The organism is Undibacterium sp. GW821-FHT11H02, from assembly GCF_058808015.1.
Genome location: NZ_JBXARG010000009.1, coordinates 94,493 through 121,215 on the forward strand (window position 1 = coordinate 94,493; position 26,723 = coordinate 121,215).

The window sequence follows — 26,723 nt, forward strand, 5'->3', positions numbered from 1 at the left end:
ATTTTTAAAACCTCTCAACACAGAGGCACAGAGACACGGAGGAAAAGCGGAGAAGTGCAAACAACTAAGGATAGAGCTATTGATTTTCTCCTGTCCTTCTCTGTTTCTCTGTGTCTCCGTGTTGAGAGGTTTTGAATTCAAATTTATTTAATCATCGGCAATTGCAAACCATTACGCTTAGCACATGCCACAGCTTGTTCGTAGCCTGCATCGGCATGACGCATCACGCCGGAACCACAATCGTTAACCAATACACGGGCTAAACGCTTAGCAGCGGCTTCCGTACCGTCGGCCACAATCACCATACCGGAATGTTGTGAGTAACCCATTCCCACACCACCACCGTGATGCAATGAGACCCAGCTCGCGCCGCCTGCCGTATTTAACAAGGCATTCAGCAAAGGCCAATCGGATACTGCATCAGTACCATCTTTCATACTTTCTGTTTCACGATTTGGACTGGCGACAGAACCGGTATCGAGATGGTCACGACCAATCACGATAGGTGCTTTCAGTTCGCCGTTTTTCACCATCTCATTAAAAGCCAAACCAGCGATATGACGTTCACCCAAGCCTAACCAGCAAATACGTGCTGGTAAACCTTGGAAGGCGATCCGTTCGCCTGCCATGTCCAACCATTTATGCACGCCTTTATTCTCTGGGAATAATTCTTTAATCTTAGCATCGGTCTTACGGATATCTTCAGGATCACCAGACAACGCCACCCAACGGAATGGGCCTTTGCCATCACAGAATAATGGGCGGATATACGCAGGCACAAAACCTGGGAAATCGAAAGCATTCTTCACGCCGGTATCGAAAGCGACTTGGCGAATATTATTGCCATAATCAACAGTAGGAATGCCCATAGAGTGAAAATCCAACATGGCTTGTACATGTACCGCACATGCTTGTGCTGCATCCGCTGTTAACTTCGCGTGCTGGCTCGCATCGTGTTGTGCGGCCTTCCATTGTTCAACACTCCAACCGATAGGCAAGTAACCATTAATCAAATCATGAGCGGAAGTTTGATCTGTGACCAAGTCCGGCTTGATGCCGCCTGCTTTCGCGCGCTTGACTAATTCTGGCAAAATTTCTGCAGCGTTACCCAGCAAAGCAATCGAAATCGCCTCTTTGCGTGCGGTGTGATACTTGATCAGTTCTATTGCGTCATCAATGTCTTTGGCTTGTTTATCGACATAGCGAGTGCGCAGGCGGAAATCGATGCTTGACTGCTGGCATTCGATATTTAAGGAGACTGCGCCAGCAAAACTCGCCGCTAGTGGCTGCGCGCCGCCCATGCCGCCTAAGCCTGCAGTCAAGATCCAACGACCGCCCCAATCGCCACCAAAATGCTGACGACCTGCTTCGGCAAAAGTTTCATACGTACCTTGCACGATACCTTGGGTACCGATGTAGATCCAGCTACCCGCTGTCATCTGACCGTACATGAACAGGCCCTTGCGGTCGAGTTCATTGAAATGCTCCCAATTCGCCCATTTCGGTACCAAATTGGAATTAGCGATCAAGACCCGTGGAGAGTCTTCTGTGGTTTTAAAAATGCCGACGGGCTTGCCCGATTGGATCAATAATGTTTCATCTTCGCCCAAGTCTTTCAGGCTAGCCAAAATCTGGTCATAGCATTCCCAGTTACGTGCAGCGCGACCGATGCCGCCGTACACGACTAAATGCTTAGGATTTTCTGCGACTTCTTTGTCGAGATTATTTTGAATCATGCGGTAAGCCGCTTCGGCTACCCAAGTTTTACAAACCTTTTCAGCGCCGCGTGGTGCGCGGATTTCACGACTTGCATCCCAGCGTGGATCATTATTCATAGCCATCTCCTAAAGAGTCAAAATTAAGATTTCTTCACCACATCAACACTATAGGAGAATTGAAATAATGAAGGTAAAAAGCTTTACTGTACGCCCAGTTTAAGTTGTATATACAACTTTTGCAAGCGACTTTTTTTGATTCTGTGAGAAAATATAGAAAATTTGCTTTTCTTCAATAAATTCTATCTCCCAAGTCTGCGCTCAACATGACAACACCATCCTCCGCTACCCCTGTTTTTCAAACGATTAAGGACTACTTACTCAAGGAAATTCAGGCGGGCACTTGGAAAGAAGGCGATGCGATTCCCTCCGAAGCCGCATTGGCACAACAATTTGCTGTGTCACGGATGACGGTCAATCGCGCAGTAAGAGAGCTAACCAGCGAACAAATATTAAATCGCATACAAGGATCGGGAACCTACGTCGCGCAACAGAAATATCAAGCGACCTTAGTCGCGATTAAGAGCATTGCAGACGAAATCCGTTCACGCGGCCACACTCATCGCAGTGAACTTCATGAATTAATTGAAGTCGAAGCAAGCGAACTGCTGGCAACACAATTCCAAGTTAATCCAGGGCATCCGCTATTTCATTCTGTCATCGTACATTTCGAAAATGACATTGCGATACAGGTGGAAGATCGTTGGGTAAATTCAATACTGGCACAAGACTATTTGGCGCAAGATTTTGCCAGTAAGACTCCGAATGAATATTTGATGGCCATCGCACCTTTGCAGGGTGTGGACTACAGCATAGAAGCGGTAATGCCCCCCAAAACCATCGCCGATATGTTACAAATATCGAGCAAAGAAACCTGCTTAGTCTTGCATAGAAAAACCCGCTCTCAGAATCAAATTGCGACCATCGTTACTATGTGGCATCCGGGTAGTCGCTATCAATTCACCGGTAGTTTTTGATTCTTATCGAAGATTTAAAAATATGATCGCTAAGCTCGGCAGACAAAACGCTAACTACATTTTTTACGTGAGCAGGTAAGCATGTTATTTCATCAGCATCTGAAAAAATTATCGAAAATTGTTCTCTTCTGCTTAAGCTGCACGGCATTTCATACAGCACAAGCGCAAGAGCAGAAGTTAGAAGAGAATATCCCCGCGATCAAAGAAAGACCGAAAGTTGCCTTGGTGTTGTCCGGTGGTGGCGCTCGCGGTTTCGCCCACGTAGGTGTATTGCGGGTTTTGAAAGAGCTACGTATTCCCGTTGATTTTGTGGTTGGCACCAGTATGGGCGCCGTGATAGGTGGGGCTTACGCAGCAGGTCGCTCAGTAGAAGAGATCGAAGAAATTGTTCGCAACACCACATGGGAAAATGTACTCGCCGATAGACCTGCACGTGATGCCCTAGACTTCCGGCGACGCGAAGAAGATGTCGCATTGCCGTCGCGTATTGAGTTTGCCGTTACCAAATCGGGCATCACTTTACCGCCTTCAGCTGCTGGCAATTCAGCTTTGGAGCAAGCTTTAACACGCTTGTTACCAAACGGTATGAAAAGCGAACACATTAACCACTTACCAATACCGTTTCGCTCTGTAGCTTCCGATTTAGTTACCGGTGATATGGTAGAGCTGACCGACACACCATTATTTATTACTTTACGTGCCTCGCTAGCGGTACCAGGTATGTTTGCGCCAGTCCATATCAACAAACGCCTGGTCGTCGATGGCGGTTTGGTACGTAATTTGCCGATTGATATGGCAAAAAAAATGGGCGCCGATATCGTAATCGCAGTGAATGTCGGCACGCCATTGGCTCAAGAAAAAGAACTGGGAAGTGCTATTAGCGTCGCGCAACAAATGCTGCAAATTTTGACAGAACAAAATGTACAGCGCTCTTTGAAGGAATTGCGTCCAAAAGATATTTTGATTGCGCCGAATTTAAGCGGCATTAACTTTCTCGACTTTGATGAGCATCATAATGCCATGCTGGCAGGTGATATCGCAACACGTCAAATGGAAAGCAAATTGCAACACCTGAGTGCCACGCCAGAGGAATACCGTCGTTACGAACAATTACGTGTGGCAGAGAGTAGTACGCCCGATACCAGTCTAAAAATTGCGAGCATAGAAATTCAAGGTACTCAAAATATCAATCCCGATATTTTATTAAAACAATCTGGACTCAAACTCAATGAGGTCACCAGCGAAGAAAAAATCTTACAAGTCACTGGAAAATTATATGGACGTGGCGATCTTGATCATGTCGAAGTCGAGATAGACGACCGCTTAGATGAACGCGATGTGATCATCAAAACTCATGAAGCCTCATGGGGGAAAAATCGCTTACGTGTCGGTTTGGAGTTATCTAGCGACTTTAAAGACACACATAAATTTTCACTTGGTGCTATGCATATCGCCTCTTCACTCAATAGCTGGGGTGGCGAATTACGTTTAGTTGGAAAAATCGGCTCAGACAGAATTTTTGGGGCCCAATTTTATCAACCACTAGACGTGGGTAGTGAATGGTTTGTTGCCCCGTCAATTCAAAGTAGTTCCGTGTCTGCTGACGTATTCTCAGCGGGGCGAAAACAAGCCCGTTATGGTTACAAAGGCAGTGGCTTGGTTTTTCCGATTGGCATGCAAATTGGCAATTGGGGTGATATCCAACTAGGTTTTCGTCGCGAGCGTGCCGAGGTCAAAAAACTATTACCAGAGGAGATAGGACCAGATTTAAGAGTATTCCAGTCTACAGAATTCTTGCAATTTCGCGTCGACACTTTAGATTCACTCGCTTATCCAACACGCGGCAATTTCTTAACAATGAATTGGGAGCGGGCACTAGCGCAAGATAGCTCACGCAAAGCCATACTTAATTCCTCGATCATTGGTATGCATGCGTTTAAACAAGGAGACTGGGCGGGCCATGTTTATGGCGAATGGGCGCGCTCTCAAGGAGACGCAGCGCCACTTTCATTAGGTGGTTTTTTGCGCCTGTCTGGCACACCAGCCGATTCATTATCCAGTAAGACCGTTGCCCTGGGACGCGTCGTGATGGCGCATCGTATTGGCGGCATGCCGGCTGCTTTAGGTGGCGCAGTGCGTTTAGGATTTTCTGCAGAATTAGGTGGTGGCTTTGGCGAAGGCGAAGCTGTTAAGTTCAGTAAAATTAAACGTAGTGGCAGTGCTTTCATCGCCTTTGATACGCGCTTTGGCCCACTGTATTTTGGTGCTGGCGCAACACAAAATACAGGCTCCACCTTCTATTTATTTTTAGGCCCGATCTGGTGAACCACCCGTCCCTTAGTATTAGCCATCGTAGTTGGGCGGCGTAATGCAGTGAAAGCGGAAAACTCCCAAGAACGGAAGCCCAACATCAAAGTAAAACCGTCGCGATCCTCGGCTGGCAGACGACGGTCTTCATGCTGGAGTCGCGCAATCTCGGCAGCCAATTGTTGGATTTTTTGCTGAATTTCTCTCGCACTATTTTGCGATAAACGGGCCGGCACACACATCAAGGTTTCTCCAGCACCGTCGAAGCGACCATTGAAGTAATCGGATACGACCACTTCTTTAAAGAAGGCTTGAATTGGGCCGTCGGCACGCCAGCTAAAGGCCGGTGAGACGCGCAAGCGATAGCGATTCATGGGCTTTAATTCGATCAATGCGTGCTTATCGAGCTCTATCATGCACAAGATACACTCAGCCTCAGTCAAGGTATAAGTTTCTACAATCTGCTCAAAAGTCCAGTGACCTAAACATGAAATCGCCACCAGTAGCAGTTTGGGGTTGTCCATCAAAGCACGCTCTTGCGCCAAGGTTAAGCTATCGGCTGTTGGCGTCACATCAGCAGCCTGGCGCAGCACATCTTCCAAAGATATCTGTGCCACCTTGCAAATTTGTGCCATGCGCGACAAGGTCATATCTTTTTGTCCGAACATACGCTTAATGCTCGACTCACTCATATCGATCAATTGGGCTAACTGTTTATACGTCATACCGACGCGACGTAATTCGGTTCTTAACACATCAAGCAACAATTCTGGAGAGCTCATCTGCAACCTCATTCAATTCTTTAAAAGTCAACTTAAGTCCATTAAAACTAGTCTGATTTTGGCTTAGGCAAAAAATTAATTTCCTGCGCTGTCTTAGTACCGATCAACACTTGCCGAAAATCAGCAGGCATCACTGAATCCGACGACGATAACACAATACGTCCCCCCATAATCTCTGCATAGCGCTGTGGAAATAAGGGCGATCTTTGCGGTTCACCATAGCCATCCGGAAAACTGGGCATATCATTGCTTCTATCGTATTTGTCGGTTGCGCCCAAGGTATGTAGAAACTCATGCGCAATAATGACATTATTCTTCGCACTCATTTCTTTACTGGCAAAAACATTCACCCGTCCAATCAATCCTTGCTGCAAGGCCGTTGAGCTATGCGACTGACTTTTATGCGGATCAAAATATTGTACAAATAAGCGTACCTGTGGCCCTGGCCCCATTAATTTGGCATGACGATACGCCCACCAACGAAATTTCAAGCTCCACCACATGACTTTCAAGGCACTTTGTTCCTCTGGTGGGGCTGGTGGCCCCTCTTGCAAACGCGGCTGCAGGCGCATTTCCACACTGGCGCTGCTGGTTTTACCATATTGATCGGCCGCTTTACGCATGAAGTCTTCAATCGGCTTAAACTCTTCTACTGTCAAATTACGAATATAGTCCTCAGCGACGGGACTCGCGTCACCATTGATGGGGTAAATATTCACTAGTAAAGTGTATTTCCATTCCACTGACTCGACTCGTGCACGATAGCTGGAAAAACTGACTACCGCCAAAATGCTCAGCAAAATAAAAATACGAATGAATTTAAACATGTAAAAAATGCATAGATTGGAAGTCAATGATTGTAACTGAAAGCTTCTTAGTCTTACTATTTGAATTTACTACCCCTATCCAAATCGATCCGCAGCAAGCGACGCTCAGACTTTTTTGAGCAGGCGAAAAAAAAGCAGCCGAAGCTGCTTTTTTTTCATCTTGGTAAAGCGATTATTTCTTCGCTTTTTTACCTGCCGCTGTGGCAGGCAAATAATTCAATGGGTCATTCAAGCCACTTTCATACGCGGTCATCACAGTTTTTGGACGCATACAAGTTGCACCCAAAGTTGTGGAATCAGCAGAAATAGAATTCACGCAAACCTGCAACTTCATGATCTTCGATTGTGGGATCCCCGCTGCAGCAGCGATGGAGATGACAGAATGATGATTAGCGCCGTTAGCAATTAATTGATCCACGGTTTTTTGCAAATTACGGCTAGTCGACAAAGCAGTAAAAATACCATCAACAGAAGTGTCAACTGGTTTTGCCGCTTCGATTGCAGAAGCGCTACCAATCATTGCCAAACTTACGCATGCACTAATAAAAATTTTCTTCATTTGAGTCTCCATATTTTGACAAACCATTTTGTCTAACGACTTGATTTTAGTGAGTTTTTCCTTAGCTGCAAAGGACTAAATCACGAATTTCAGCAAAATTATTTCGAAGTTAAAATTCAGACAAATAGACTGTTTAAGATTTACGACAGAACAGGACATTTTTAACTATCAATAAAAACAATAGTGTTGAATTTAATATCAAACAGTTCACAAAACTCAAGAAAACGAAGCCTAGCCCTATGTCCATTCGCTTGCCTAAAATATAGGTCAACAAGCTCTAGAGTGGCAAACCCAGATCTATTCCATCAAAGTCACGCAATGGCTGCAAATTACTAACCCGCCCAACAAAAGGCGAGCGTTCGTGCCAGCCTTGCTGTTTCGCTGGCACCAGCCAATAGCCATCTGCATCGCGTGCGATCCAAAAGCGCGGTTGTAGCATGTACTCGAAAAAAACAATATCCACTGGAAATTTGCCTAAAAACTAAACAATAGAGTAAATCGGATAGCGACGCCATTCTGGCTCATGGAACCGTTTTCCATGCGCAAAAATAAAATTTAACACGGCTTCCTGATTGTTCAACAAGTCTGGATTTTGCATTTTCCAAACGGTGAATTTTTCTGCTAATTCCGGCTCGGTCTGCAACATCTCGTAAGCACTATCCTCAAACACATAGTCAGAAAATGCTTCTTTCTTTTCTAATACGCTATTAAAGAATCCCCAACGGAAGAAACTATCATGCGCTTGCGGCTCCAAGGTTTCCACTGCATAGCGCGCATTGGGCTGATTCAAATACAATAAATAATCGCCAGCTCGAGCCTGTACTGTTGCGACTTGCGCCACCAAGCTCATATCATCGTGAAACATGTGTGCTTCATAGGCATTTTTTCGCGAAGTCACATCGTGAATTTGATAAATTTTCACCTGCAGTTCTTGGTTCGCGTCTAACTTTTGCAAGACCACGCCATTCCATTCCAAGCGCGCAATCACTTCGCGCCAAGCTTGCGGGATCAGATACGCTTTGGGAGTCTGCACCACATGGTCTTCCACAAAGTTATCGTAGTAAGCAATATCTTTTTCCCAAGGCTGATTCCGATCATAGGACAATCGAGTGTAGTTACCGATCTTACTCGGGCTATAAACCGCTTGATAGCCCTTAAAACGGAAGGTCGATGGATTCGAACGATCGGCTTTCCATGTCACGGGCCATTGTGTCTTTTGCACAGCCGCTGCGCGCGCCTGATTACGTAGGGTTTGAATCTCAGAGGCATGCGCTATCGTAAAATCAAGCACGACTTCGACCAAAGTACGCATAGAATCGTAGCGGTCTGCGTAAGGCTTCAACATATGCGTTTCGGGCATAAAGCCTATAGTGTGATGCAAAGCCGCAAAACCGGTAGAGAAACGTGGCACTTCCAAAAAATCTTCTATGCCGTCATCCGGTGTTACTTTCACTGGATTCACATAAGGACAAGTCGGCCAGCCACGCTGATCCATTTCACGATAAATGGCAGGCAGCATGGTCTTGCGTAAAAACGGACCTAATCCGTCACCCAGCTTATCTGCCTGAGTTTGAATCAAGGTCATGGTATAACTGTAATCAGCACCGTTTGAGGTATGCGTATCGACCATCACATCAGGATCCCACATCGTGAAGAACTGATTGAAGACTTGTGCTGCAAGACTATCGCACTTAATGAAATCACGGTTCAAATCCAGATTACGACTATTCGCCCGGAATCCAAACATTTCCGGTCCATCTTGATTAACACGCGAGGTATTCTGACGGTTTAAACATCCATCGACGTTATACACAGGAATGAACAAAAACACGGTTTTGCCCAGCGCCGCTAAACGCTCAGGCTGTAAGCAAAAATCACGTACCAAGGCCATACATGCATCGATACCTTCTGGTTCTCCGGGGTGAATGCCATTATTATTGAAAAATACAGGTCGCCCTTCTGCTTTTAAAACCGCTCTGTCAAAAACGCCGTCAGCCGTAATCACGCCCGCATGCATAGGGAGACCACCGTCGGCCAATCCAATCTGTTGAAAACGTAAAATCTGCGGGAAGTCTTGTGCCAGTTTTTGATAAAAAGAAATGCAATCGTCCCAAATCGTCGTTTGATTTTGATTACCGAGTTCGTAAGGAGTTGGATAAGCGCGCGTAGATGGCATGTTCATGTTGACCAGGTTTCTATAGAATAAAAAGTGTGGCGAGAATTGTAGCATCGTCGCTTCAAAATTTTTGATGTAATACCTGACCATGCGCAGAACAAATCAGTCAGTACAAAACACTTACCCACATTTAACAAACCTAAATTTATGCAGACAGAAGACTTAATCCTGCTAGTTACAAAAACAATGCCGTTTGGCAAATACGAAGGCCGCATCTTGGCAGATTTGCCAGGACACTATTTAGGCTGGTTTGCCCGCGAAGGATTTCCACGCGGTGAATTAGGGCGACTCTTAGAAATTATGTACGAGATCGATCACAATAATTTACGCGATTTATTAATGCCTTTACGTAGTTAAGGAATCCAACAAACGTAAATCACCTAGCACAAAGTTCCATTCGAATTAAGCTTCCTGTCATGCTCTCTTACTCAAAAAGTTCCCTCAACGCTCAAAGTAGCAATTCACAATACCAAACATCTCGTTTGATAAGCCTCGCCAAGTAATTTTGGCATTCATTCTCGCAAATGCAGACACTCCATACCAAGTTACGGCGAGCACAAAAAAAGTCTCAGCGTCCACGACTACTAAGTTTAGGACAGTACTTTAATCCAAAGTATTCATTGCATTTTTATTGTGTTTAGCTAGACATGATTTACAAATTTTAGACAATTTGATTTGAACTTATCATTATCAAGCTAATCTGAAATAGCACATTTAATTCGCACTCAGCAGAAAGAATGTCGCGACTCAGGTAAGAAAAATTCAGGCTTAAAATAAGCTCAACTGCAAGGACCACTGACGTACAGAGGCACACACTACCTGTGAAAAAGTAAGATACTCCCCTCCGTCTTACAATTTCGTGTGTCTCTGTGCTGATGGGGTTAATCGCCGCCGACTATGCGCTTACGTACAAAATGTATATGGCTACGTAAGCCATACAATTCTTCTGCATAAGAAAGTGGAATCGAAATATGATTCACTTTTTGCTCTATCTCATCTAAACGCTGCAATTGTTCCTGAGCGATTTGCTTACGTTGCTTAGGCGTCGCTTCGTCAATCGCATGTTCAACTGCTCTGAGCTGCCCATACCAGCGGTAGATACGAGAACGAATACGCCACACGTACAGAGGCGGAATTATTTTCGACAAAGGTAAAGCCAGCGCGCCCAAAGTCAAAAGCACCACCCACATCCGCTCCAAAAAATTAGACATCCAAAAACTCAAATAGCGCTGTAAAAATGGCGGTCCATTTTTATAAAATTTTTCAGCCTGTTTTTCTACCGCAATTTCGGTATAGCGATCCGATGGAAACTCGGCTTGTTTGCTAAACCAATTCGCACCGCCGTGGATTTTTTTCGCGGCTTGCAAAAATAAGCTGATCAAGGCCGGGTGCAAGCTCTCGTGGGCTACCAAGGTCGCAGTGGGAGAAATCAAATGATAATCACGTGCCGGGATATCGCGCCCTAAATCCACAATACCGCGCGGCAAAACCACGTGCGATAAAAAAGGAAAGCGTCGTGTGTAAGCCTCGGCCTGCACAAAATCAAATAATCTAACACCCGGTGTTTGCAGTAGCATTTGTACCAACAAGGAATCTGAGGCGGAACTCATCACTAAGACGTCCAGTTTTCCTTCGATAAAGTCGGCAGTGGCAGGTGTGCTCTCTAATTGCTGCATTTGGATATCACTTTCTTCCAAATTATTGACCGAGAGGATTTGTTTAAAAAGACGGCGTACACCGTAACCGTCGGGTCCAACATTGACGCGCTTCCCCTTGAGCTCTACCAAACTGGTGAAATCTTTTTTGTTCTTATAAAAAATCCAGATAGGTTCGTAAAATAAACTACCAAGCGAAACCAAGCCTTGTGCTTCGGCATCGGCTTGATTGGTCGATCCGCTTTGGACGAAACCAATATCGATCACGGACTCCGGATCACTGATTTGATGCAGGTTCTCTTGCGAGCCTTGTGACTTATGAATGCGCAAAGTGATCTGGTTTTTTGCCAATTCCTCTGCATATTTGGCAGCAAAGTCTTGGTAAGCCGTATTGTCTTGCCCTGCACTAAAATCCAAAGTACGTCCCGGTGCCGGATCAACCAGATAATATGCAGCAACAATAACTGCCAATACCATCAAAACGATAGGACCAAACGCAAATAAAGCGTCTTTCATGGAGAACAGCGTAAATTTGATTTTCGACATGGCTAGTCCAATAATGAAATTGCATCTTAGTCAAACACAACACGCGCCAATTTATGCAGGACTATATTCGGCATGAAATTGATCTAAGACCAACAACATCTCTGCGAACGCAGAAGCGACCTGTGCAGGCTCACCTTTCACCCCCAACTCAATATGGCGACGTATCGTTTCGTTACCGACACTTGGTAAGCTAAAGACCTTGATCAAAGGATATTTCAACTCCAAAGCTTCCATCATCGGTGTCAGTGAAGATTCAGCGACTTCGAATACTAAAACCGCTTTTTCATCCTTCGCTTGCTGATGAAATAAATGTGCGTAATAGGTATCTAAGACCCAAGCTATCATAGGCCAAGCCATCACTGGAAAGCCCGGCACAAAGTAATGTTCGCGGATCGCAAAGCCGGGAATTTTATTGAAGGGATTTGGAATAATGGCAGCGCCTTGCGGGAACTCCCCCATTTGCAAACGACGCCAATAATCGGGACCATCCAAGGCCGTTGGCAAGTCAAGTGTCGCATTCATTTCCAGAATACGCTGATGAATTAATTCTTTCGCTTCCGGATGCAAAACTATATCCAAATTCAAAGCGGCAGCCGCGCATTGGCGAGTATGATCATCGGGTGTCGCACCGATACCACCGGTGCTAAAAACAATGTCACCGCTGGCAAAACTACGCTGCAAAGTTGCGGTAATCCGGGCACGATCATCGCCGACATATTCTGCCCAATCAAGACTTAAACCACGCTCTTTAAGTAGCTCTATGACTTTTGGCAAATGCTGATCGACACGTTTCCCCGATAAAATTTCATCACCGATAATGATGAGTCCTATTGCCATAATTTACTCCACATTAAAAAAGTAGCGTTTTGTTTAGCTTGTTACGTAGCAAGCTGATCTAGTACCGTCGCTTTTTCCATTTTATCCTGACGCATTTTCTGCAATGCGGCAAGGCAGTAAAATTGAAACCACAGACCAGTAAAAATAAAAATGATCAAGTACATCCAAATCGCCACGCTGACAAAAAACGGAAAGAATGCCACATAAGCCATAGACATAGCGCCCCCCATCCACAACATCGAAGGCAAACTTCCAACCCAGCCGGCCACCAAGCCAATCACTAGCAATGCTGGACGATGAGACGCCACCAAGGCTTTACGTTCTTCAGGATCGGCGAAACTCGCCAAAGCGTCATAACTCATAATGCGATAGGTCAACCAGCCCCACAGCAGAGGCTGTACCAATACATAAATTGGCGGAATAAAGATTAAAGGTAAAGTCGCAACGCAGGCGAATATGAACCAGAACAAAGACCCAAGTGAGAATACAAAACCACCGAGGAAGGAGCCGCCCTGACGTTTTTCCAGCTTAGGATAATCCCTGGCACCAACGTGCTTGGCAATGCCGGGCATCACCAAGACACCTATAAACACCAGGCAAGTCATAATCATCAAAGGCAATAGTGCCCACATCGCCAGCAAAGGAACGATCACGGTTTTTAAAGCCAACAAACCCAGGGAATTTAATACCGCACTGGCAGAGGAAAAACCATTATGCTCAGAGAAATAGCTTTGAATAAAATCAAACAAGGCCTGCAAACGCCAGGCCATCAGGCCTCCCCACAAGCAAAGTGAAATCACCAAAGGAATCAAGCTTAACAGAAGAATCTTAAAGCGAAATTGTGCGGCCAAGGCGCGCGCCCATGAGCGCATGACTTCTTGTAAGTGCATCGTAACAACCTTTGAATTAGAACCTCGAATAGCGAGCAGAGTGAAAAGGCGAAACGCTATTCTACCTTGCAAATGCGGCAAGCACCTCTTAGTTGATGCGTAGGCGACGGCTAAGTTTTGGACTAAAATATCGACTAGCGAAAATTGATGATTAACACAATTTTCTCCCCTCTCATTAAGTTTAAGGAAAACTATGTCAACAATCACTACCGCCAGTGGCTTGCAATATGAAGATAAAGTGGAAGGCACAGGCGCTGAAGCCACGGCTGGAAAAAATGTACTCGTGCATTACACAGGCTGGTTGCAAAATCCTGATGGTAGCGCCGGTAAGAAATTTGATTCCAGCAAAGACCGCAACGATGCTTTCGAATTCGCACTGGGTGCAGGTCAGGTTATCAAAGGCTGGGATGAAGGCGTGCAAGGAATGAAAATCGGCGGCACTCGGGTACTCACGATTCCTGCGGCCCTGGGCTATGGTCCACGTGGCGCTGGTGGCGTGATTCCACCGAATGCAACATTGATTTTTGAAGTGGAATTATTGGGCGTTTAAATTTAACTAATCGCACCCGTATGAAAAAAGGCTGACATCAAGGTCAGCCTTTTTTCATCTTGGTCGGCAACTTTATCTCGGGATTACTCCTTAATAAAATGCTCGCGATAGTATTTCAACTCTTCGATAGACTCGATGATATCGGCTAATGCCGTATGTTTTTGATGTTTCTTAAAGCCACTAGACAAGGCTGGTTTCCAACGACGGCACAGCTCTTTTAGGGTTGATACATCTAGATTACGATAGTGAAAGAAGGCTTCCAGTTTCGGCATACCACGGAACATAAAACGACGATCTTGACAAATCGTATTGCCACACATCGGTGATTTACCGGCCGGCACATAGGCTTTCAGGAATTCAATCAAGGCTTTCTCGGCCTCGGCTTCGCTTACTGTAGACGCTTTAACTTTATCGATCAGACCGGAGCGTCCGTGTGTACCTTTGTTCCAGGCGTCCATCTTATCCAAAACTTCATCGGATTGATGGATTGCAAATACCGGGCCTTCTGCCAACACATTTAATTGCATATCTGTCACAACGACGGCGACTTCTATGATCTTATCAGTGTCGGGATCGAGACCTGTCATCTCCATATCGACCCAAATTAAATTCATTTCATTCGGTTTCGCTGGTTTGGCTGCCTGTGCTGGTAGCGCACTGGTGGTTTCATTTGCTTGGACATTGCTCTCTTGTGACATAATTCTTCCTAGAACCTTAACTTGGCATTATTCGACATTACTTGGCTTTATTTTTAATGGGCGAATTGTGATTAAAAAATAATTGCCGTAAACATTTTTCTGATAAAGCAGCATTTTCCCATGAATTCATATACGTTTTCGGTTTTATTCGTTGTTTTTCTTAGCATTACAGTAAGTTTGCAATTTTGGCTATCGTCTCGCCAGTTAAGGCACGTTGCCCGCCATCGGGCCGCAGTACCTGCTGAATTCGCCGAAAAAATTAGTTTAGAAGCTCACCAAAAAGCGGCGGACTATACGATAGCCAAAACCCGCTTTGGCTTAATTTCTCTATTCGTAAGCGTTTTGGTCTTATTGGGTTTCACGCTATTTGGCGGCTTGCAATTGCTCGCGGCAACTTTATTTCAATGCTTAGGCGATGGCATGAGCTATCAACTAAGCTTGATCGTCGCGTTTGCATTAATCAGTGGTGCTATCGATTTACCATTCGACCTATATCGCCAATTCGTATTAGAAGAGAAATTTGGTTTCAATAAAATGACGCTCAAATTATTTTTCTCCGATATGATCAAAGGCGGTTTAATTGGCGCAGCCATTGGCTTACCCTTGGTCTGGGTAGTTATCAGCTTGATGGATAAGTCAGGCAACTTATGGTGGCTGTACGCTTGGCTGGTCTGGAGCGGATTTCAACTCTTGATGATGTTGATTTTTCCGACCTGGATTGCGCCTTTGTTTAACAAATTCACGCCACTGGCCGATGAAGCTTTACGCACACGCATAGAAGGCTTGATGCAACGGGTAGGATTTGCGTCTAGCGGCTTATTTGTTATGGATGGTTCAAAACGCAGTGCACATGGTAATGCTTATTTTTCCGGCTTCGGCAAAACCAAGCGCATCGTGTTTTTTGACACTTTGATTGAACGTCTGGCACCACAAGAAGTGGAGGCCGTACTGGCCCACGAGCTAGGTCATTTTAAACTTAAACACATCGTCAAACGTATGGTGGTGATGTTCGCGGTATCGCTGGGATTCCTGGCTTTACTCGGCTATTTGAAGCAACAAATCTGGTTCTATACCGGTTTGAGCGTCGATCCTGTTTCTTTTGCTTCGTCAAATAGTGCTATGGCTTTGATTTTATTCATGCTGACTCTGCCTGTTTTCACCTTTATACTTTCTCCAATAACGGCTATCAGCTCACGCAAGCACGAGTTTGAAGCCGATGCCTTTGCGGTAAAACATACCAACGCAAACGACTTAGTGTCTGCACTAGTCAAACTATATGAAGACAATGCCTCAACGCTGACGCCAGATCCTGTGCATTCTGCTTTTTATGACTCTCATCCGCCCGCTTCAATCCGGATTGCGCACCTGCATCAACAAGCGCTGGCTTAAATCATTCGTTCCATCTAATTAATTATTAAAAGACTCTATGAAAACATCTGATCTTCTAGCAAAAAAATCCGCTCACACCGAAATCGGTTTGCAAGACCAAGAATTAGCTGCCTATTTCGCAGCAACACCCGGCTGGACGCAAGAGGGTCCACGCATCGTCAAAACTTATAACTTCAAAAATTATTATGAGACTTTAGCCTTCGTCAACGCTATCGCTTACACCATACACGAGGAAGATCATCACCCGGAATTAGTCGTCACTTACAACCGCTGTGTCGTTAAATTTGACACGCACACGGTCAATAATGGCACAGGTGGTATTTCAGAAAATGATTTCATCTGCGCAGCTAAGCTCGATGTGATCTTCACGCAGACCTTCGGTTAAGCGAACCGCATGTCTAAAAAATTCTCCCCGCAAAAGAAATCAGGTCCTACTGAACAAGGTACCGTGATTGCTGCTCATGGTCGCCATTATCTGATCCAAGCAGACGGTATTAAATTGCACTGCGTGACGCGCGGCAAGAAGAGTGATGTGGCGGTAGGTGATGTGGTTGAATATCAAATGACCTCAGCCAATCAAGGTGTAATCGAAGCCATCGTGCCGCGCACTACTTTATTGTATCGCTCTGACCAGTACAAATCTAAAATGCTGGCGGCGAATCTGACCCAATTGATTGTGGTGGTCGCCACCGAGCCTAGCTTTTCCGATGATTTGATTTCCCGCGCTTTAGTTGCATCAGAATCATCGGGCATTAGAGCCCATATTATTTTAAACAAAATTGACGTTACTACCAGCTTACCAAAGGCGCGCGAGCGGGTCGGCTTGTACGCCTCGCTTGGCTACCCTGTACACGAAGTGTCGGTGACGGCACAAGCAGAGGCAACACGCGAAAAAATGCTGTCTTTGATTCAGGGACAAAGTACGATTTTGATCGGTCAATCCGGTATGGGAAAATCTTCACTGATTAATCTATTGATTCCCGACGCTGAGATCGCCACGCGGGAAATCTCGGCAGCTTTAGATACAGGTAAGCATACGACGACATTCACACGTCTGTTTCAGATGGACGAGTATGAAGGTAAACCGACATATGTAATTGATTCGCCAGGCTTTCAAGAATTCGGCTTGCACCATTTAAGTGAAGGCATGTTAGAACGTGCTTTTCCCGAATTTTTGCCGCATCTGGGTCACTGTAAATTCTACAATTGCCACCACCATACCGAACCGGGTTGCACCGTTTTAGACGCAGTCAAACGTGGTGAAATCAGTGGCATGCGCCATGATCTATTCAAACAATTGGTACATGAAGCGGCACAAACGATAGGTTATTGATCAACTCGCTGCAGATCTCTGGAATCAAGGCGCAGGAGTGCGCCACTTCTGCTCTATCTCGGCATATACGCCATTTTTTCTTATCTTACGCAAACCTGCATCAAGCAAATTGGCAAATTTCGTTGATTCAGGTCGATATTTAGAAAAACTCAGGTATAAGTCACTTTGATTCAAGCTGCCGACTTGACGAATTTTATCTTTGAATTCTCCTGAATACTTACTCACCAGGTAATCCACCACTCTTGTATACACCAAAGAATAGTCAGAGCGCTTGAGCACCAATTTACGCAAATTCGACAGGTCCGTCGGAGCCACTTCGCGCAAAATTAACTGGTCGCCATCTATTTCATCCGAATACGTATAGCCATGGGTAACACCAACGTGCTTACCTTTAAGATCTCGCACCTTTAGGCTATGTTCTTTTGCATCCGCCAGGGCATAAATACCAATTTCTGCTTTGAAGATAGGTTCTTGATGAAATAAGTGGGTCTTGAGTAACTTACTATCTTTCAAACTGTCAAAGCACCCCAATTCCTGTCCGCTCTCCGCCAACATCATACAACGAGCGTATGGGGCAGTTTTGAACTGCACTTTAACATTAACAGCTGCATAGGCGGCTTCGATCACATCAACCGCCAGCCCTTGTAACTTACCATCTTTATATGCCGAATAGGGATACCACTCGTCCTCACCCACGAGAACAATCGTCGGTACTGCGTCATCCGCTGCTACCGAAACACTGATCAGCAATGAGCTCATCAGGCATAGGCAAAGCCCGGATACGCCTAGTATCCATTTAGCTGCTATCAGATAGGATCGAGAAATTATCATCATTATCATTTCTTTGGTTACGTAAACATTTAACCATAGATTGCCAAGAGTACAAAAAATAAAAACTGTTTTGCACAAATGAGGCGCGAATTATGCGAGTGGTTTGCTATGCCATAGAACTAATTGAAGGATAACTGGTCTGAACGCATTTACGAAAAAATTTTAATCCAGTTTTTTCTATAGCGAAATGAACCGCTTCGAAATAGATCGTTTAAGTATGCGCAGTAATTTTTATTAAACTATACGCAACAATTAAGTATATTCCTGTTTTCCCACTCTACTAGCTTTGATTTTTATCAACCTTATTCGTCTAACACTATGAAAATTCGCTCTCTACTGTTTAGCTTATCCTTGGGCGGCATGATTGCTTCGGCGTACGCTGCACCCAACGACAATGCTTATGTCCGCTTCCCCTCTATCCGTGCTGACACTGTGGTGTTTACTTCCGAAGGCGATTTATGGAGAGTCGGCGTCAACGGCGGCGCGGCGCAACGCTTGACCACTCATTTGGGTGCGGAGACCAACTCCGCGATTTCACAAGATGGCAAATGGATTGCTTTTTCTGCCAGCTACGAAGGTGCGCAGGAGGCTTATGTGATGCCGCTCGCCGGCGGTGTGCCTAAACGTATCAGCTTTGAAAATACAGCAGTCACAGTCTTAGGTTGGAGTGCGCAAGGTGAGGTATTAGTGACAAGCCAAAATCAAGTTGGACCCAGTGCGCAAACAGTGATCTCCGCGATCAATCCGCAGAATCTGCAACGTCAGGTTTTCCCTGTCACCGATGCCAATGAAGCCGCTTTGGATGAAAGTGGCAAAACTTTATTCTTCACCCGTCTCGGTCTGCATACCCGAAACGACAACGCCAAGATGTATCGTGGCGGTGGTTTAGCACAACTTTGGAAGTTCGATTTGAATGGAAAAGCCGAAGCGGTCAATGTCTTTGCCAAAGAAAAATCCAATAACCGCCGTCCTATGCTATGGAAAAACCGGCTCTACTTCCTGAGCGACCGCGACGGTGCTTACAATATCTATTCCGCCAATCTGGATGGTAGCGATGTACGTGCGATCAGCAAACATAAAGAATGGGAAGTCAGAAATCCGCAATTAGGTGATGGCAAGATCGTCTACCAGTTAGGCGCAAATTTGCATGTATTAGACTTGGCCGTATCGAGCGATAGATTATTGAATGTCGACTTGGTTTCCGACTTTGATCAGTCACGTCAACGTTATATCAAAAATCCTTTAGAGTTTTTGTCCAACGTTCAAGTCGCTGGCAAAGATGAAAAACTGGTCTTCACTGCACGCGGTCAAATGACCATCGCGGGCACTGGCACTCAGCGTCGTGTCGATATTAATTTACCTGATGGAGCCAGGGCACGCGAGGCAGTATTCTCACACGATGATCGTTACGTTTACGCTTTCGTTGATAGCACGGGTGAAAATGAAATCTGGCGTTTCCCAACCAATGGAAATGGTAAACCAGAACAATTAACCAAAGATGGTGAAACCCATAGACTCGCGATGGGCCCATCACCAGATGGTAAATATTTAGCGCATATCGATAAACGCGGTCGCCTTTGGTTATTGGATCTTGCCACTAAATCGAATGTAGTCATTGATGACGCATCCAAAGGCGGGAATGGTACACACGACGAAATCGTGTGGTCACCTGATAGCAAAACACTGGCGATGGTTCGCGGCAATAGTTCGCAAGGCCGCAATCAAATCGGCCTGTACGACATCGACAGCAAACAAACCCACTTCGTCACCACGGACCGCTATGAGTCTGAGTCGCCTACTTTCTCCAGCGACGGTAAGTGGTTGTATTTTTTATCGAATCGCAATTTCCAACCCGGCGTAGGCGCACCTTGGGGTGACCGCAATATGGGTACTTATTTCGATAAACGTGCTGGCATCTTCGCGTTGGCTCTGCAACCGGGCAATCGCTTCCCCTTTAAGCCTGATGATGAGTTGAGCAAAAACGGTGACAAAAATACCGACAAGACGACAGAAAAATCAGGCGAAAAAACGGACGTCGCTGACGCTGCCAAAGATACAGCAAAAAAAGCTGACAGCACCGCTGTGAAGAAACCTGGCAATGCCATCGTGTATCAAGGCTTAGCAGAACGCTTATATGAAGTACCTATCGCTGCGGGAAATTATCGCCGTTTGATCGCTGATGATAAGCGCTTGTATTTCATGGAGCGCGATGCCAATGATCGTAGTCGCAGCAATGTAAAAACCTTAGCTATCAGCAAAACAGCGCCGCAAGCAGAAGTCTTCGCGTTAGGTATTCGTAACTTCGATTTATCACTCGATAAGAAACGGGTACTTATACATACGGGTAGCGGCAATGGTGACTTCTATGTTGTCGATGCCGCAGCAAAAGCGCCTGGCGATTTAAGTAAAGCCAAGGTAAAAATTGACGACTGGAGTTTCAGCTCCAATCCACGTCAAGAGTGGAAACAAATGTACATGGATGCCTGGCGCATGCACCGTGATTTCTTGTACGACACCAATATGCGCGGTGTAGATTGGGTCAAAGTACGTGACAAATACGCGCCACTGGTTGATCGTATTACTGACCGTGCAGAACTCAATGACGTGCTAGGATTGATGGTGAGTGAGGTCAGCTCTTTGCATTCTCAAGTGCGGCCAGGCGATGTACGTCGCGCTGTGCCGGATGGACAGGCAGCCGGCTTGGGTGCGGTGCTCAGCAAAGTAGCCGATGGTTATCGCATAGATCATATTTATCGTAGCGAACCTGATTTACCATCACAACGCGCTCCCTTAGATAATCCCGATCTGGATGTCAAAGAAGGCGACATCATCACCGCCATCAACGGTAAAGAGGTGCTGGTCGCACGTGACATCTCTGATCTCCTATTAAATCAGGCCGACAAACAAGTCTTGATGCAAGTCAAACGTGGCAGCAATAGCAAAACCGTTTTGGTATCACCGATCAATATGATGAAGCAGGCTAACTTGCGCTACAGCGATTGGGAACAAAGCCTGGCAAGCAAAGTGGATAGTCACTCAAAAGGTAAGATCGGTTACTTGCATTTGCGCGCTATGGGGCCAGCTGATGTCGCCAGTTTCGCACGTGACTTCTACGCTAACTTTGATCGCGAAGGCTTAATCATTGACGTACGTCGCAACAATGGCGGCAATATTGATAGCTGGATCATAGAAAAACTCTTGCGCAAAGCATGGGCATTCTGGTCATCAGCCGGCAATCAACCCTACGCGAATATGCAACAGACTTTCCGCGGTCATCTGGTGGTCTTAATTGATGAGCTGACCTACTCGGACGGCGAAACATTTGCAGCGGGTGTAAAAGCACTCAACCTCGGCCCCTTGATAGGCAAACGCACGGCAGGCGCTGGTGTCTGGTTATCTGATAGAAATACCTTAAGCGATAATGGCATGGTACGTGCCGCCGAAAATGCACAATTCGACGTCAAAGACGGTCGTTGGTTGGTTGAAGGTGTCGGAGTCGCGCCAGATATTGAAGTCGACAATCTACCGAACGCAAGCTTCAAAGGTGAAGATAAACAATTGGAAGCAGCATTAAATTATTTGCAGAAAAAACTCAAAGAGCAACCAATTAAACCATTGGTACCGCAGCCGATTCCACCGTTGAAATAAGGCGACTACATCAGTAAAAAAAATGGCGCAGAATTTAAAACTCTGCGCCATTTTCTATCCTAAGTCAGGTTTTCCCAACCTATGCTCGATGATCCGCTGGCCCTACAACCTCCCGGTAGGCATGCCAAGTAGCATGTCCTATGATAGGCATAGTAATAATAAATCCCAGATTCCACGTCATAAAACCCAGCACCACAAAAGCGACGATGGTCAAACCCCAGATCATAGTCAAAGGCACATTCACAAATAAAGCAACGATACTGATAATCATGGCGGTAATGGCATCGGTATCCCTATCCAACATCAAAGGAATTGAGACCCAGCTAATTGCAAATACCAGACTGGCGAAAATAAACCCGACGCAAGCATAGACGAACAAAAATTCAACATTTTCCAAGGAAAAAAGCTTCGCCAAAAACCCTTCCATAGTTGGCATACCCTTGTTATAAAACAATGCAAAAATAATTAAAGAAGCACGAGCCCATACCATCATGATCACGGCCAAAACCACAGCGAAGGTGCCAATATTGCTCCAACGACCGCTCATAGAAAACGCACTGCCCAGCATGCCAGATCGCAGATTCTCGATACGGCGGCTTACGTCATACAAACCTAGCGCAAGTAGCGGACCGACCAGGAGAAATCCACAAGTCAGCGCAGACAAATACTGTGGCGCGTTAGCCAGTGTCAGTTTCAGTACCGCCCCCATTGCCGCAAAACAGATGCCGTAAAATAGTCCCACCATAGGTTCAGCGCGAAAATCCTGCCATCCCAGATACAACCAATGAAATGCACGAAAAGCACCAAGTCGTGCTACCGGTGGAAACGCGCTTTTTTGGTCTATCACCAAACGAATATCGGGTGCGGCGCTGTCGCCATCACGCCCACTGGTCGGCTCACTCATTTTGTCTCCTGACTTATTTTTATAAACGATGCTTGTTAGGGCCTGTTAACATTTAAATTGGGAGTGCGAATGCGGAAAAACGAGCACAGGGCTAGGCGTCAAGGCGCGCCGCAGTGCGAGCACTGTAAGCGACTTGCAACAACGCCATGTGCCCGTTTTACCCATTCCCGAAGGGTTCAAGCCAAAAGGCGCGATGGACAGCGTTGCAGCTCTTGCCGAGGCATCAGCCTCGGCGGCGAACTACGCCTTGCCATCCCACCTTTTGGCTTGAACGCATCTCCCAATTTAAATGTTAACAGGCCCTAATTATAGGAATTGCGTTTGCTATTATTCGACGCTATCACTGTCACAGTGTTCATTATCGGTCTGATCAAGCAGATAGTCACATAATCCTAAGCGACTTCGGTGGGTCACCGCAATAATGAAATGAAAAGAGATGCGAACTGGCATGGGTCAACAGCATTGACAAACTACTCGGTGTCGATGATTTGGTGTACTGGCGCAGATATAGGAATGGCAATCAAGAAAGTGCTACCGTGCTCTGTTGATTCGACCTTAAGACTTCCACCCAAAAGATTGTTGACGATATTAAAGCTGATGTGCAGACCAAGTCCCGATCCACCCTGCCCAAGTTTGGTGGTGAAAAATGGATTAAAGATTTTTGATATATTTTCCTGACGAATGCCTCCACCGTCGTCGGAAAAATCGATACGTACGATACCCGAATCACCACTATCTACCTCTGCATGTAATCGTATGGTTCCTGTATCACGTCCCTCAAAACCATGAATGACAGCATTGGCATAAAGATTGACGAGTACTTGCGTTAAGGCGCCGGGAAAACTATCTAGTTCGATATTTTCTGCTACATCGATTTCAAATCGTATCGCTTTATGTTTGGCCTGCAAACGCAATGTGGGTTCCAAGGCCAACAATAAATCCAATAATTTAAAATGCGCTCGTTTTTCACTGGTTTGATTCACCGCTATCGTTTTGAAGCTACGAATTAAACTGGCCGCACGTGTGATATTCACAAGTAGTAAGCTCGCTGCATCCTCTATGGTTTTGACATATTGATCCAGTTTAGACTTCTTGATGCTGCCATCTTGAAAGCACTGACGCATCTCAATTTGCTTATCGGCCAAAGTTGATACCACGGTCAATGCATTGCCTATCGGTGTATTGAGTTCATGAGCAACGCCTGCGACCAAGGCACCGAGCCCTGCCAGTTTTTCGGATTGTATTAATTTATCCTGAGTCGATTTTAAGGAAATTAAATGCGCTTCCAATTGTTGATTCGCAAGTGCCAGATCTCTGGTTCTGTCCCGTACACGATTTTCCAAAGACATATTCAATTCAGTAATTTCCTGAATTTTCTTGTTCACTTGAAACGCCATTAGATTGAATTGTTCCATCAACACAGACAATTCATCTTGTCCTGTGACGGTAATGACTTGCTGAAACTTACCAGAGGCAATTTCTTGACTAGCATGGGTCATGTCGCTCATGCGTTTAGAAAAACGTCGCCCAAAAATAAAAATAATCAGCAGGGTAAATGCCAGAATGAAGAAGATTCGTATGAGAGAGTTTCGTTTTTCTTTTACTGTCGCGTCCAATAAATTCTTCACCGACAAACCGAATTGAAGAAAACCGATTTTTTGATGATTCAACAGTATGGGATTGCGCACATGTATCGTGCCACTCGCAATAGCAGATTCAAGTTGATTCAGATTATTCGGCTTGGGTAAACTGAGCTTGTCGCTTAAGGTATTCACAACGGGCGTACCATCTTCATCACAGATCACGACATAGCTCAAACCATTCATGTCGTCTTCGCGCAATAACTCCTTAAAAAAAATTTGTACCGTTTTCAGATCTCCTACCGTGACGTAAGTAGATACAGACAAATTAAGTAACTGAGAAGTCTGCTCGACGCTAGATTTGACGTTTTGTAGTAGTGCGGCATTGACGGTGCGACTGCCATCGTAAATCACACCCAATATAAGAAAAGAAAAAGAACATACCACTACGATCGCAAACTGCCCGATGAGCGAGTGAAAAAAACGCTTCAATGCATAGGTCATCTGATACTTACCTCATTCGATTATGCATGGGGCAATTTCAAGAAACCAAACCTCATCGTCACCTACCGATACCAGAAAAAGTTTGATTTCTTAGAACTACCCACTATTTTGATGGTGCGTCTTTTAAGTGGCCAATCATCATTTTACTTTTTTTGAACAAAATATTTTTCTTAAAATTAATCTGATTCAAATTGTGTGGATACAAGACAACAATTTCCTGACATTTTTTAAATTTGTCCTAGAATGAATTCACCGTTAGTGGTCTTCGGTTTTCATTCTGGCATGCATAATGGACAGGAAAAACTATGAAACAGATGATACGCTCTATCGTGATGTTCACTGCATTAGCGACCATTACAGCCCCCGTCTTTGCTGAACTTGTCATAGTCGTCAACCCCCAAAGTGACACGAAAAGCATGAGCAGTTCACAAGCCGCGCAATTTTTTCTAGGTGGCTCGGTGCAATTTACGCCCTTAGAACAGGCCAGTGGTTCCCCCATACGTCTGGAATTTTATAAAAAAGTCTTAGAAAAAGAACCGCCCCAAGTGCAAGCGATTTGGGCTCGTATCGTGTTTACCGGAAAAGGAAAACCGCCCAGAGAATACAAGAGTAGTGACGAGGTAAAAAAAGCCATTCGAGAGAACGTGAATGCCATCGGGTATATCGAAAAATCTGCGGTCGATGATAGTGTCAAAGTAGTGGCATTGATTCCCTAATCCAAACAGACAATACCTCTTTCTGGAGATTGAATAATGAAAAAATCACTGCTAGCGCTCACCCTCTGTCTACTCTATCCGGCTATGAGTATGGCGACTGATTTAAGCGACGATGGCACCCTCAAACTCACCGGCTTTTATAGCATTACTGGTGCCAAGGTGTTAAGTGGATCAGCTTTGAAGAGCAGTACCCCCTGGACTTATCAGCAGTGGCAATGCCCTTGTTCTATGCAAGCATGGGAATATGCTGGCGTCTACGAAAAAAATAAGGGCTTCCAGTTTAATCAGGAATCCTTGGTGGGCATACAAATCAAAAAAGACTTCAGCCCTACTTTTTCCGCGACCACGCAAATCATTAGCCGTGCCAATAATCCGAATGCAGGTTCGCGTCCCACTTTTGATTGGGGATATCTGACCTGGACACCAGCACAAGATTCTGCCTGGACTTTCCAGGCCGGTAAGATGCGCATTCCCTTGTATTACTACAGCGATTATCTTTACATAGGCTATGCCTATCCTTGGGTACGCCCAGCGCCTGATGTCTATGGTTGGCCTATCTATGCCTATAACGGTGCCAATGTTAGCTACCGTGCGCAATTAGGTAAGTCAGATTGGGCAACCACCGTTTCTGCCTGGACCGGCGGTTATACGCAAAAGAATGACGCCTACGATACTTTGATTTATTACACGACTCCGACCCATGAATCTTGGAAGAAAATCCTAGGTGTCTCAGTCGCAGCCAATAATGGCATCGTTGATGTACGCGCCATGTATATGCGTTACAAAGACACGTTATGGCAAGATAATCCTGGCGGCGGCAATCTGTATTTAGTGAATGATCAATCCACCCAGATTATGGGTATTTCAGCCAATATGGATTATAAAAATTGGCTGGTGAAAGCCGAGGTCGATCGTTATCAACAAGTCGATGCCAGCAAGGGTTTGAACAATGTATACAAATATGCGCTGATCGGATTTGGCTATCAATTTGGTGCCTGGACGCCGATGTACACTTACTCACAATACACCACGATCAATGAGCCAACCGAAGGTAGAAAAACCCACTATCTATCGCTGCGCTGGGATTTCCATAAGGACACTGCCCTCAAAATTCAATACGATATCTCTAAAGACAAATCACACTATCCTTATCCTTTCTTCGGCGATTCAAAATTATTCTCAATTTCTTTACAAGGCATTTTTTGAAATTTTGAAGTTTGTAAATTTGAACACTTAGCT

23 protein-coding genes are annotated in these 26,723 nt (G+C 45.3%); 10 read left to right on the forward strand and 13 right to left on the reverse strand.

Going from position 1 to position 26,723, the window contains the following annotated elements:
* Positions 1 to 143: 143 nt before the first annotated feature.
* Positions 144 to 1,835 carry a urocanate hydratase gene (gene hutU / locus AC1RR2_RS11085; protein WP_493222312.1) on the reverse strand — a complete coding sequence of 564 codons (1,692 nt, stop codon included), beginning with the start codon at positions 1,833 to 1,835 and terminating at the stop codon, positions 144 to 146.
* A gap of 206 nt (positions 1,836 to 2,041) precedes the next feature.
* Between hutU and hutC the strand changes: the two genes are divergently transcribed.
* Both hutC and AC1RR2_RS11095 read left to right on the forward strand, forming a co-directional pair.
* Entirely contained in the window at positions 2,042 to 2,752 is a 711-nt protein-coding gene (gene hutC / locus AC1RR2_RS11090) for a histidine utilization transcriptional repressor HutC (protein WP_493222313.1), read from the forward strand.
* A gap of 81 nt (positions 2,753 to 2,833) precedes the next feature.
* Entirely contained in the window at positions 2,834 to 5,077 is a 2,244-nt protein-coding gene (locus AC1RR2_RS11095; protein WP_493222314.1) for a patatin-like phospholipase family protein, read from the forward strand.
* Here AC1RR2_RS11095 and AC1RR2_RS11100 read toward each other — a convergent pair.
* The 5 genes from AC1RR2_RS11100 to AC1RR2_RS11120 form a co-directional block, all read right to left on the reverse strand.
* The gene (locus AC1RR2_RS11100) at positions 5,050 to 5,841 is read right to left on the reverse strand and encodes a helix-turn-helix domain-containing protein (protein ID WP_493222315.1); all 792 of its coding nucleotides are present in this window, start codon (positions 5,839 to 5,841) and stop codon (positions 5,050 to 5,052) included. The genes AC1RR2_RS11095 and AC1RR2_RS11100 overlap by 28 nt on opposite strands.
* A gap of 47 nt (positions 5,842 to 5,888) precedes the next feature.
* Complete coding sequence (locus tag AC1RR2_RS11105; RefSeq protein WP_493222316.1) at positions 5,889 to 6,668, reverse strand: hypothetical protein; 780 nt, start codon at positions 6,666 to 6,668, stop codon at positions 5,889 to 5,891.
* Positions 6,669 to 6,840: 172 nt separating this feature from the next.
* Positions 6,841 to 7,227, reverse strand: coding sequence for a hypothetical protein (locus AC1RR2_RS11110; RefSeq protein ID WP_493222317.1), 387 nt, complete (start codon positions 7,225 to 7,227; stop codon positions 6,841 to 6,843).
* 277 nt (positions 7,228 to 7,504) lie between these two features.
* Positions 7,505 to 7,690: a hypothetical protein gene (locus tag AC1RR2_RS11115; protein ID WP_493222318.1), complete on the reverse strand. Its 186-nt coding sequence runs from the start codon at positions 7,688 to 7,690 to the stop codon at positions 7,505 to 7,507.
* A gap of 18 nt (positions 7,691 to 7,708) precedes the next feature.
* Positions 7,709 to 9,403, reverse strand: coding sequence for a M14 family zinc carboxypeptidase (locus AC1RR2_RS11120; RefSeq protein ID WP_493222379.1), 1,695 nt, complete (start codon positions 9,401 to 9,403; stop codon positions 7,709 to 7,711).
* 147 nt (positions 9,404 to 9,550) lie between these two features.
* Here AC1RR2_RS11120 and AC1RR2_RS11125 point away from each other — a divergent pair, with 147 nt between their 5' ends.
* Positions 9,551 to 9,760: a DUF3820 family protein gene (locus AC1RR2_RS11125; RefSeq protein WP_493222319.1), complete on the forward strand. Its 210-nt coding sequence runs from the start codon at positions 9,551 to 9,553 to the stop codon at positions 9,758 to 9,760.
* Positions 9,761 to 10,284: 524 nt separating this feature from the next.
* Here the strand turns inward: AC1RR2_RS11125 and AC1RR2_RS11130 are convergent.
* Genes AC1RR2_RS11130 through AC1RR2_RS11140 form a run of 3 tightly spaced genes read right to left on the reverse strand, consistent with a single transcriptional unit; the run spans position 10,285 to position 13,331 of the window.
* A complete protein-coding gene (locus tag AC1RR2_RS11130; RefSeq protein ID WP_493222320.1) occupies positions 10,285 to 11,604 on the reverse strand; it encodes a TAXI family TRAP transporter solute-binding subunit in 1,320 nt (439 codons plus the stop codon).
* Between the two features lie 51 nt (positions 11,605 to 11,655).
* On the reverse strand, positions 11,656 to 12,441 hold the full coding sequence (locus AC1RR2_RS11135; RefSeq protein ID WP_493222321.1) for a competence/damage-inducible protein A: 786 nt from the start codon (positions 12,439 to 12,441) through the stop codon (positions 11,656 to 11,658).
* A 41-nt stretch (positions 12,442 to 12,482) separates the two neighbouring features.
* The gene (locus AC1RR2_RS11140) at positions 12,483 to 13,331 is read right to left on the reverse strand and encodes an EI24 domain-containing protein (RefSeq protein WP_493222322.1); all 849 of its coding nucleotides are present in this window, start codon (positions 13,329 to 13,331) and stop codon (positions 12,483 to 12,485) included.
* 193 nt (positions 13,332 to 13,524) lie between these two features.
* Between AC1RR2_RS11140 and AC1RR2_RS11145 the strand changes: the two genes are divergently transcribed.
* Entirely contained in the window at positions 13,525 to 13,881 is a 357-nt protein-coding gene (locus AC1RR2_RS11145) for an FKBP-type peptidyl-prolyl cis-trans isomerase (RefSeq protein ID WP_493222323.1), read from the forward strand.
* An 83-nt stretch (positions 13,882 to 13,964) separates the two neighbouring features.
* Here the strand turns inward: AC1RR2_RS11145 and orn are convergent, their stop codons facing one another.
* The gene (gene orn / locus AC1RR2_RS11150) at positions 13,965 to 14,579 is read right to left on the reverse strand and encodes an oligoribonuclease (RefSeq protein WP_493222324.1); all 615 of its coding nucleotides are present in this window, start codon (positions 14,577 to 14,579) and stop codon (positions 13,965 to 13,967) included.
* 120 nt (positions 14,580 to 14,699) lie between these two features.
* On the opposite strand from orn, the gene AC1RR2_RS11155 reads away from it, so the two are divergent.
* Genes AC1RR2_RS11155 through rsgA form a run of 3 tightly spaced genes read left to right on the forward strand, consistent with a single transcriptional unit; the run spans position 14,700 to position 17,301 of the window.
* Positions 14,700 to 15,968 (forward strand): M48 family metallopeptidase, encoded by a 1,269-nt coding sequence (locus tag AC1RR2_RS11155; protein ID WP_493222325.1) that lies wholly within the window; start codon positions 14,700 to 14,702, stop codon positions 15,966 to 15,968.
* Positions 15,969 to 16,005: 37 nt separating this feature from the next.
* Positions 16,006 to 16,353 (forward strand): 4a-hydroxytetrahydrobiopterin dehydratase, encoded by a 348-nt coding sequence (locus AC1RR2_RS11160; RefSeq protein WP_493222326.1) that lies wholly within the window; start codon positions 16,006 to 16,008, stop codon positions 16,351 to 16,353.
* Positions 16,354 to 16,362: 9 nt separating this feature from the next.
* Positions 16,363 to 17,301, forward strand: a complete 939-nt coding sequence (gene rsgA / locus AC1RR2_RS11165; protein ID WP_493222327.1) for a ribosome small subunit-dependent GTPase A — start codon at positions 16,363 to 16,365, stop codon at positions 17,299 to 17,301.
* A gap of 24 nt (positions 17,302 to 17,325) precedes the next feature.
* Here the strand turns inward: rsgA and AC1RR2_RS11170 are convergent, their stop codons facing one another.
* Complete coding sequence (locus AC1RR2_RS11170) at positions 17,326 to 18,132, reverse strand: substrate-binding periplasmic protein (RefSeq protein ID WP_493222328.1); 807 nt, start codon at positions 18,130 to 18,132, stop codon at positions 17,326 to 17,328.
* Positions 18,133 to 18,450: 318 nt separating this feature from the next.
* Between AC1RR2_RS11170 and AC1RR2_RS11175 the strand changes: the two genes are divergently transcribed.
* Positions 18,451 to 21,780 carry a S41 family peptidase gene (locus tag AC1RR2_RS11175; protein WP_493222329.1) on the forward strand — a complete coding sequence of 1,110 codons (3,330 nt, stop codon included), beginning with the start codon at positions 18,451 to 18,453 and terminating at the stop codon, positions 21,778 to 21,780.
* Between the two features lie 79 nt (positions 21,781 to 21,859).
* Here the strand turns inward: AC1RR2_RS11175 and AC1RR2_RS11180 are convergent, their stop codons facing one another.
* Both AC1RR2_RS11180 and AC1RR2_RS11185 read right to left on the reverse strand, forming a co-directional pair.
* Positions 21,860 to 22,684 carry a DUF2189 domain-containing protein gene (locus AC1RR2_RS11180; protein WP_493222330.1) on the reverse strand — a complete coding sequence of 275 codons (825 nt, stop codon included), beginning with the start codon at positions 22,682 to 22,684 and terminating at the stop codon, positions 21,860 to 21,862.
* Positions 22,685 to 23,154: 470 nt separating this feature from the next.
* A complete protein-coding gene (locus tag AC1RR2_RS11185) occupies positions 23,155 to 24,768 on the reverse strand; it encodes a sensor histidine kinase (RefSeq protein WP_493222331.1) in 1,614 nt (537 codons plus the stop codon).
* Between the two features lie 305 nt (positions 24,769 to 25,073).
* On the opposite strand from AC1RR2_RS11185, the gene AC1RR2_RS11190 reads away from it, so the two are divergent.
* Both AC1RR2_RS11190 and AC1RR2_RS11195 read left to right on the forward strand, forming a co-directional pair.
* Complete coding sequence (locus AC1RR2_RS11190; protein ID WP_493222332.1) at positions 25,074 to 25,484, forward strand: hypothetical protein; 411 nt, start codon at positions 25,074 to 25,076, stop codon at positions 25,482 to 25,484.
* A 36-nt stretch (positions 25,485 to 25,520) separates the two neighbouring features.
* The gene (locus AC1RR2_RS11195) at positions 25,521 to 26,690 is read left to right on the forward strand and encodes a porin family protein (RefSeq protein WP_493222333.1); all 1,170 of its coding nucleotides are present in this window, start codon (positions 25,521 to 25,523) and stop codon (positions 26,688 to 26,690) included.
* Positions 26,691 to 26,723 lie beyond the last annotated feature (33 nt).

Excerpts from the sequence above, each read along its gene's own strand:
- hutU (WP_493222312.1), bottom strand. The coding sequence starts at position 1,835 with ATGAATAATGATCCACGCTGGGATGCAAGTCGTGAAATCCGCGCACCA.
- hutC (WP_493222313.1), top strand. The coding sequence starts at position 2,042 with ATGACAACACCATCCTCCGCTACCCCTGTTTTTCAAACGATTAAGGAC.
- AC1RR2_RS11095 (WP_493222314.1), top strand. The coding sequence starts at position 2,834 with ATGTTATTTCATCAGCATCTGAAAAAATTATCGAAAATTGTTCTCTTC.
- AC1RR2_RS11100 (WP_493222315.1), bottom strand. The coding sequence starts at position 5,841 with ATGAGCTCTCCAGAATTGTTGCTTGATGTGTTAAGAACCGAATTACGT.
- AC1RR2_RS11105 (WP_493222316.1), bottom strand. The coding sequence starts at position 6,668 with ATGTTTAAATTCATTCGTATTTTTATTTTGCTGAGCATTTTGGCGGTA.
- AC1RR2_RS11110 (WP_493222317.1), bottom strand. The coding sequence starts at position 7,227 with ATGAAGAAAATTTTTATTAGTGCATGCGTAAGTTTGGCAATGATTGGT.
- AC1RR2_RS11120 (WP_493222379.1), bottom strand. The coding sequence starts at position 9,403 with ATGCCATCTACGCGCGCTTATCCAACTCCTTACGAACTCGGTAATCAA.
- AC1RR2_RS11125 (WP_493222319.1), top strand. The coding sequence starts at position 9,551 with ATGCAGACAGAAGACTTAATCCTGCTAGTTACAAAAACAATGCCGTTT.
- AC1RR2_RS11130 (WP_493222320.1), bottom strand. The coding sequence starts at position 11,604 with ATGTCGAAAATCAAATTTACGCTGTTCTCCATGAAAGACGCTTTATTT.
- AC1RR2_RS11135 (WP_493222321.1), bottom strand. The coding sequence starts at position 12,441 with ATGGCAATAGGACTCATCATTATCGGTGATGAAATTTTATCGGGGAAA.
- AC1RR2_RS11140 (WP_493222322.1), bottom strand. The coding sequence starts at position 13,331 with ATGCACTTACAAGAAGTCATGCGCTCATGGGCGCGCGCCTTGGCCGCA.
- AC1RR2_RS11145 (WP_493222323.1), top strand. The coding sequence starts at position 13,525 with ATGTCAACAATCACTACCGCCAGTGGCTTGCAATATGAAGATAAAGTG.
- orn (WP_493222324.1), bottom strand. The coding sequence starts at position 14,579 with ATGTCACAAGAGAGCAATGTCCAAGCAAATGAAACCACCAGTGCGCTA.
- AC1RR2_RS11155 (WP_493222325.1), top strand. The coding sequence starts at position 14,700 with ATGAATTCATATACGTTTTCGGTTTTATTCGTTGTTTTTCTTAGCATT.
- AC1RR2_RS11160 (WP_493222326.1), top strand. The coding sequence starts at position 16,006 with ATGAAAACATCTGATCTTCTAGCAAAAAAATCCGCTCACACCGAAATC.
- rsgA (WP_493222327.1), top strand. The coding sequence starts at position 16,363 with ATGTCTAAAAAATTCTCCCCGCAAAAGAAATCAGGTCCTACTGAACAA.
- AC1RR2_RS11170 (WP_493222328.1), bottom strand. The coding sequence starts at position 18,132 with ATGATAATTTCTCGATCCTATCTGATAGCAGCTAAATGGATACTAGGC.
- AC1RR2_RS11175 (WP_493222329.1), top strand. The coding sequence starts at position 18,451 with ATGAAAATTCGCTCTCTACTGTTTAGCTTATCCTTGGGCGGCATGATT.
- AC1RR2_RS11180 (WP_493222330.1), bottom strand. The coding sequence starts at position 22,684 with ATGAGTGAGCCGACCAGTGGGCGTGATGGCGACAGCGCCGCACCCGAT.
- AC1RR2_RS11185 (WP_493222331.1), bottom strand. The coding sequence starts at position 24,768 with ATGACCTATGCATTGAAGCGTTTTTTTCACTCGCTCATCGGGCAGTTT.
- AC1RR2_RS11190 (WP_493222332.1), top strand. The coding sequence starts at position 25,074 with ATGAAACAGATGATACGCTCTATCGTGATGTTCACTGCATTAGCGACC.
- AC1RR2_RS11195 (WP_493222333.1), top strand. The coding sequence starts at position 25,521 with ATGAAAAAATCACTGCTAGCGCTCACCCTCTGTCTACTCTATCCGGCT.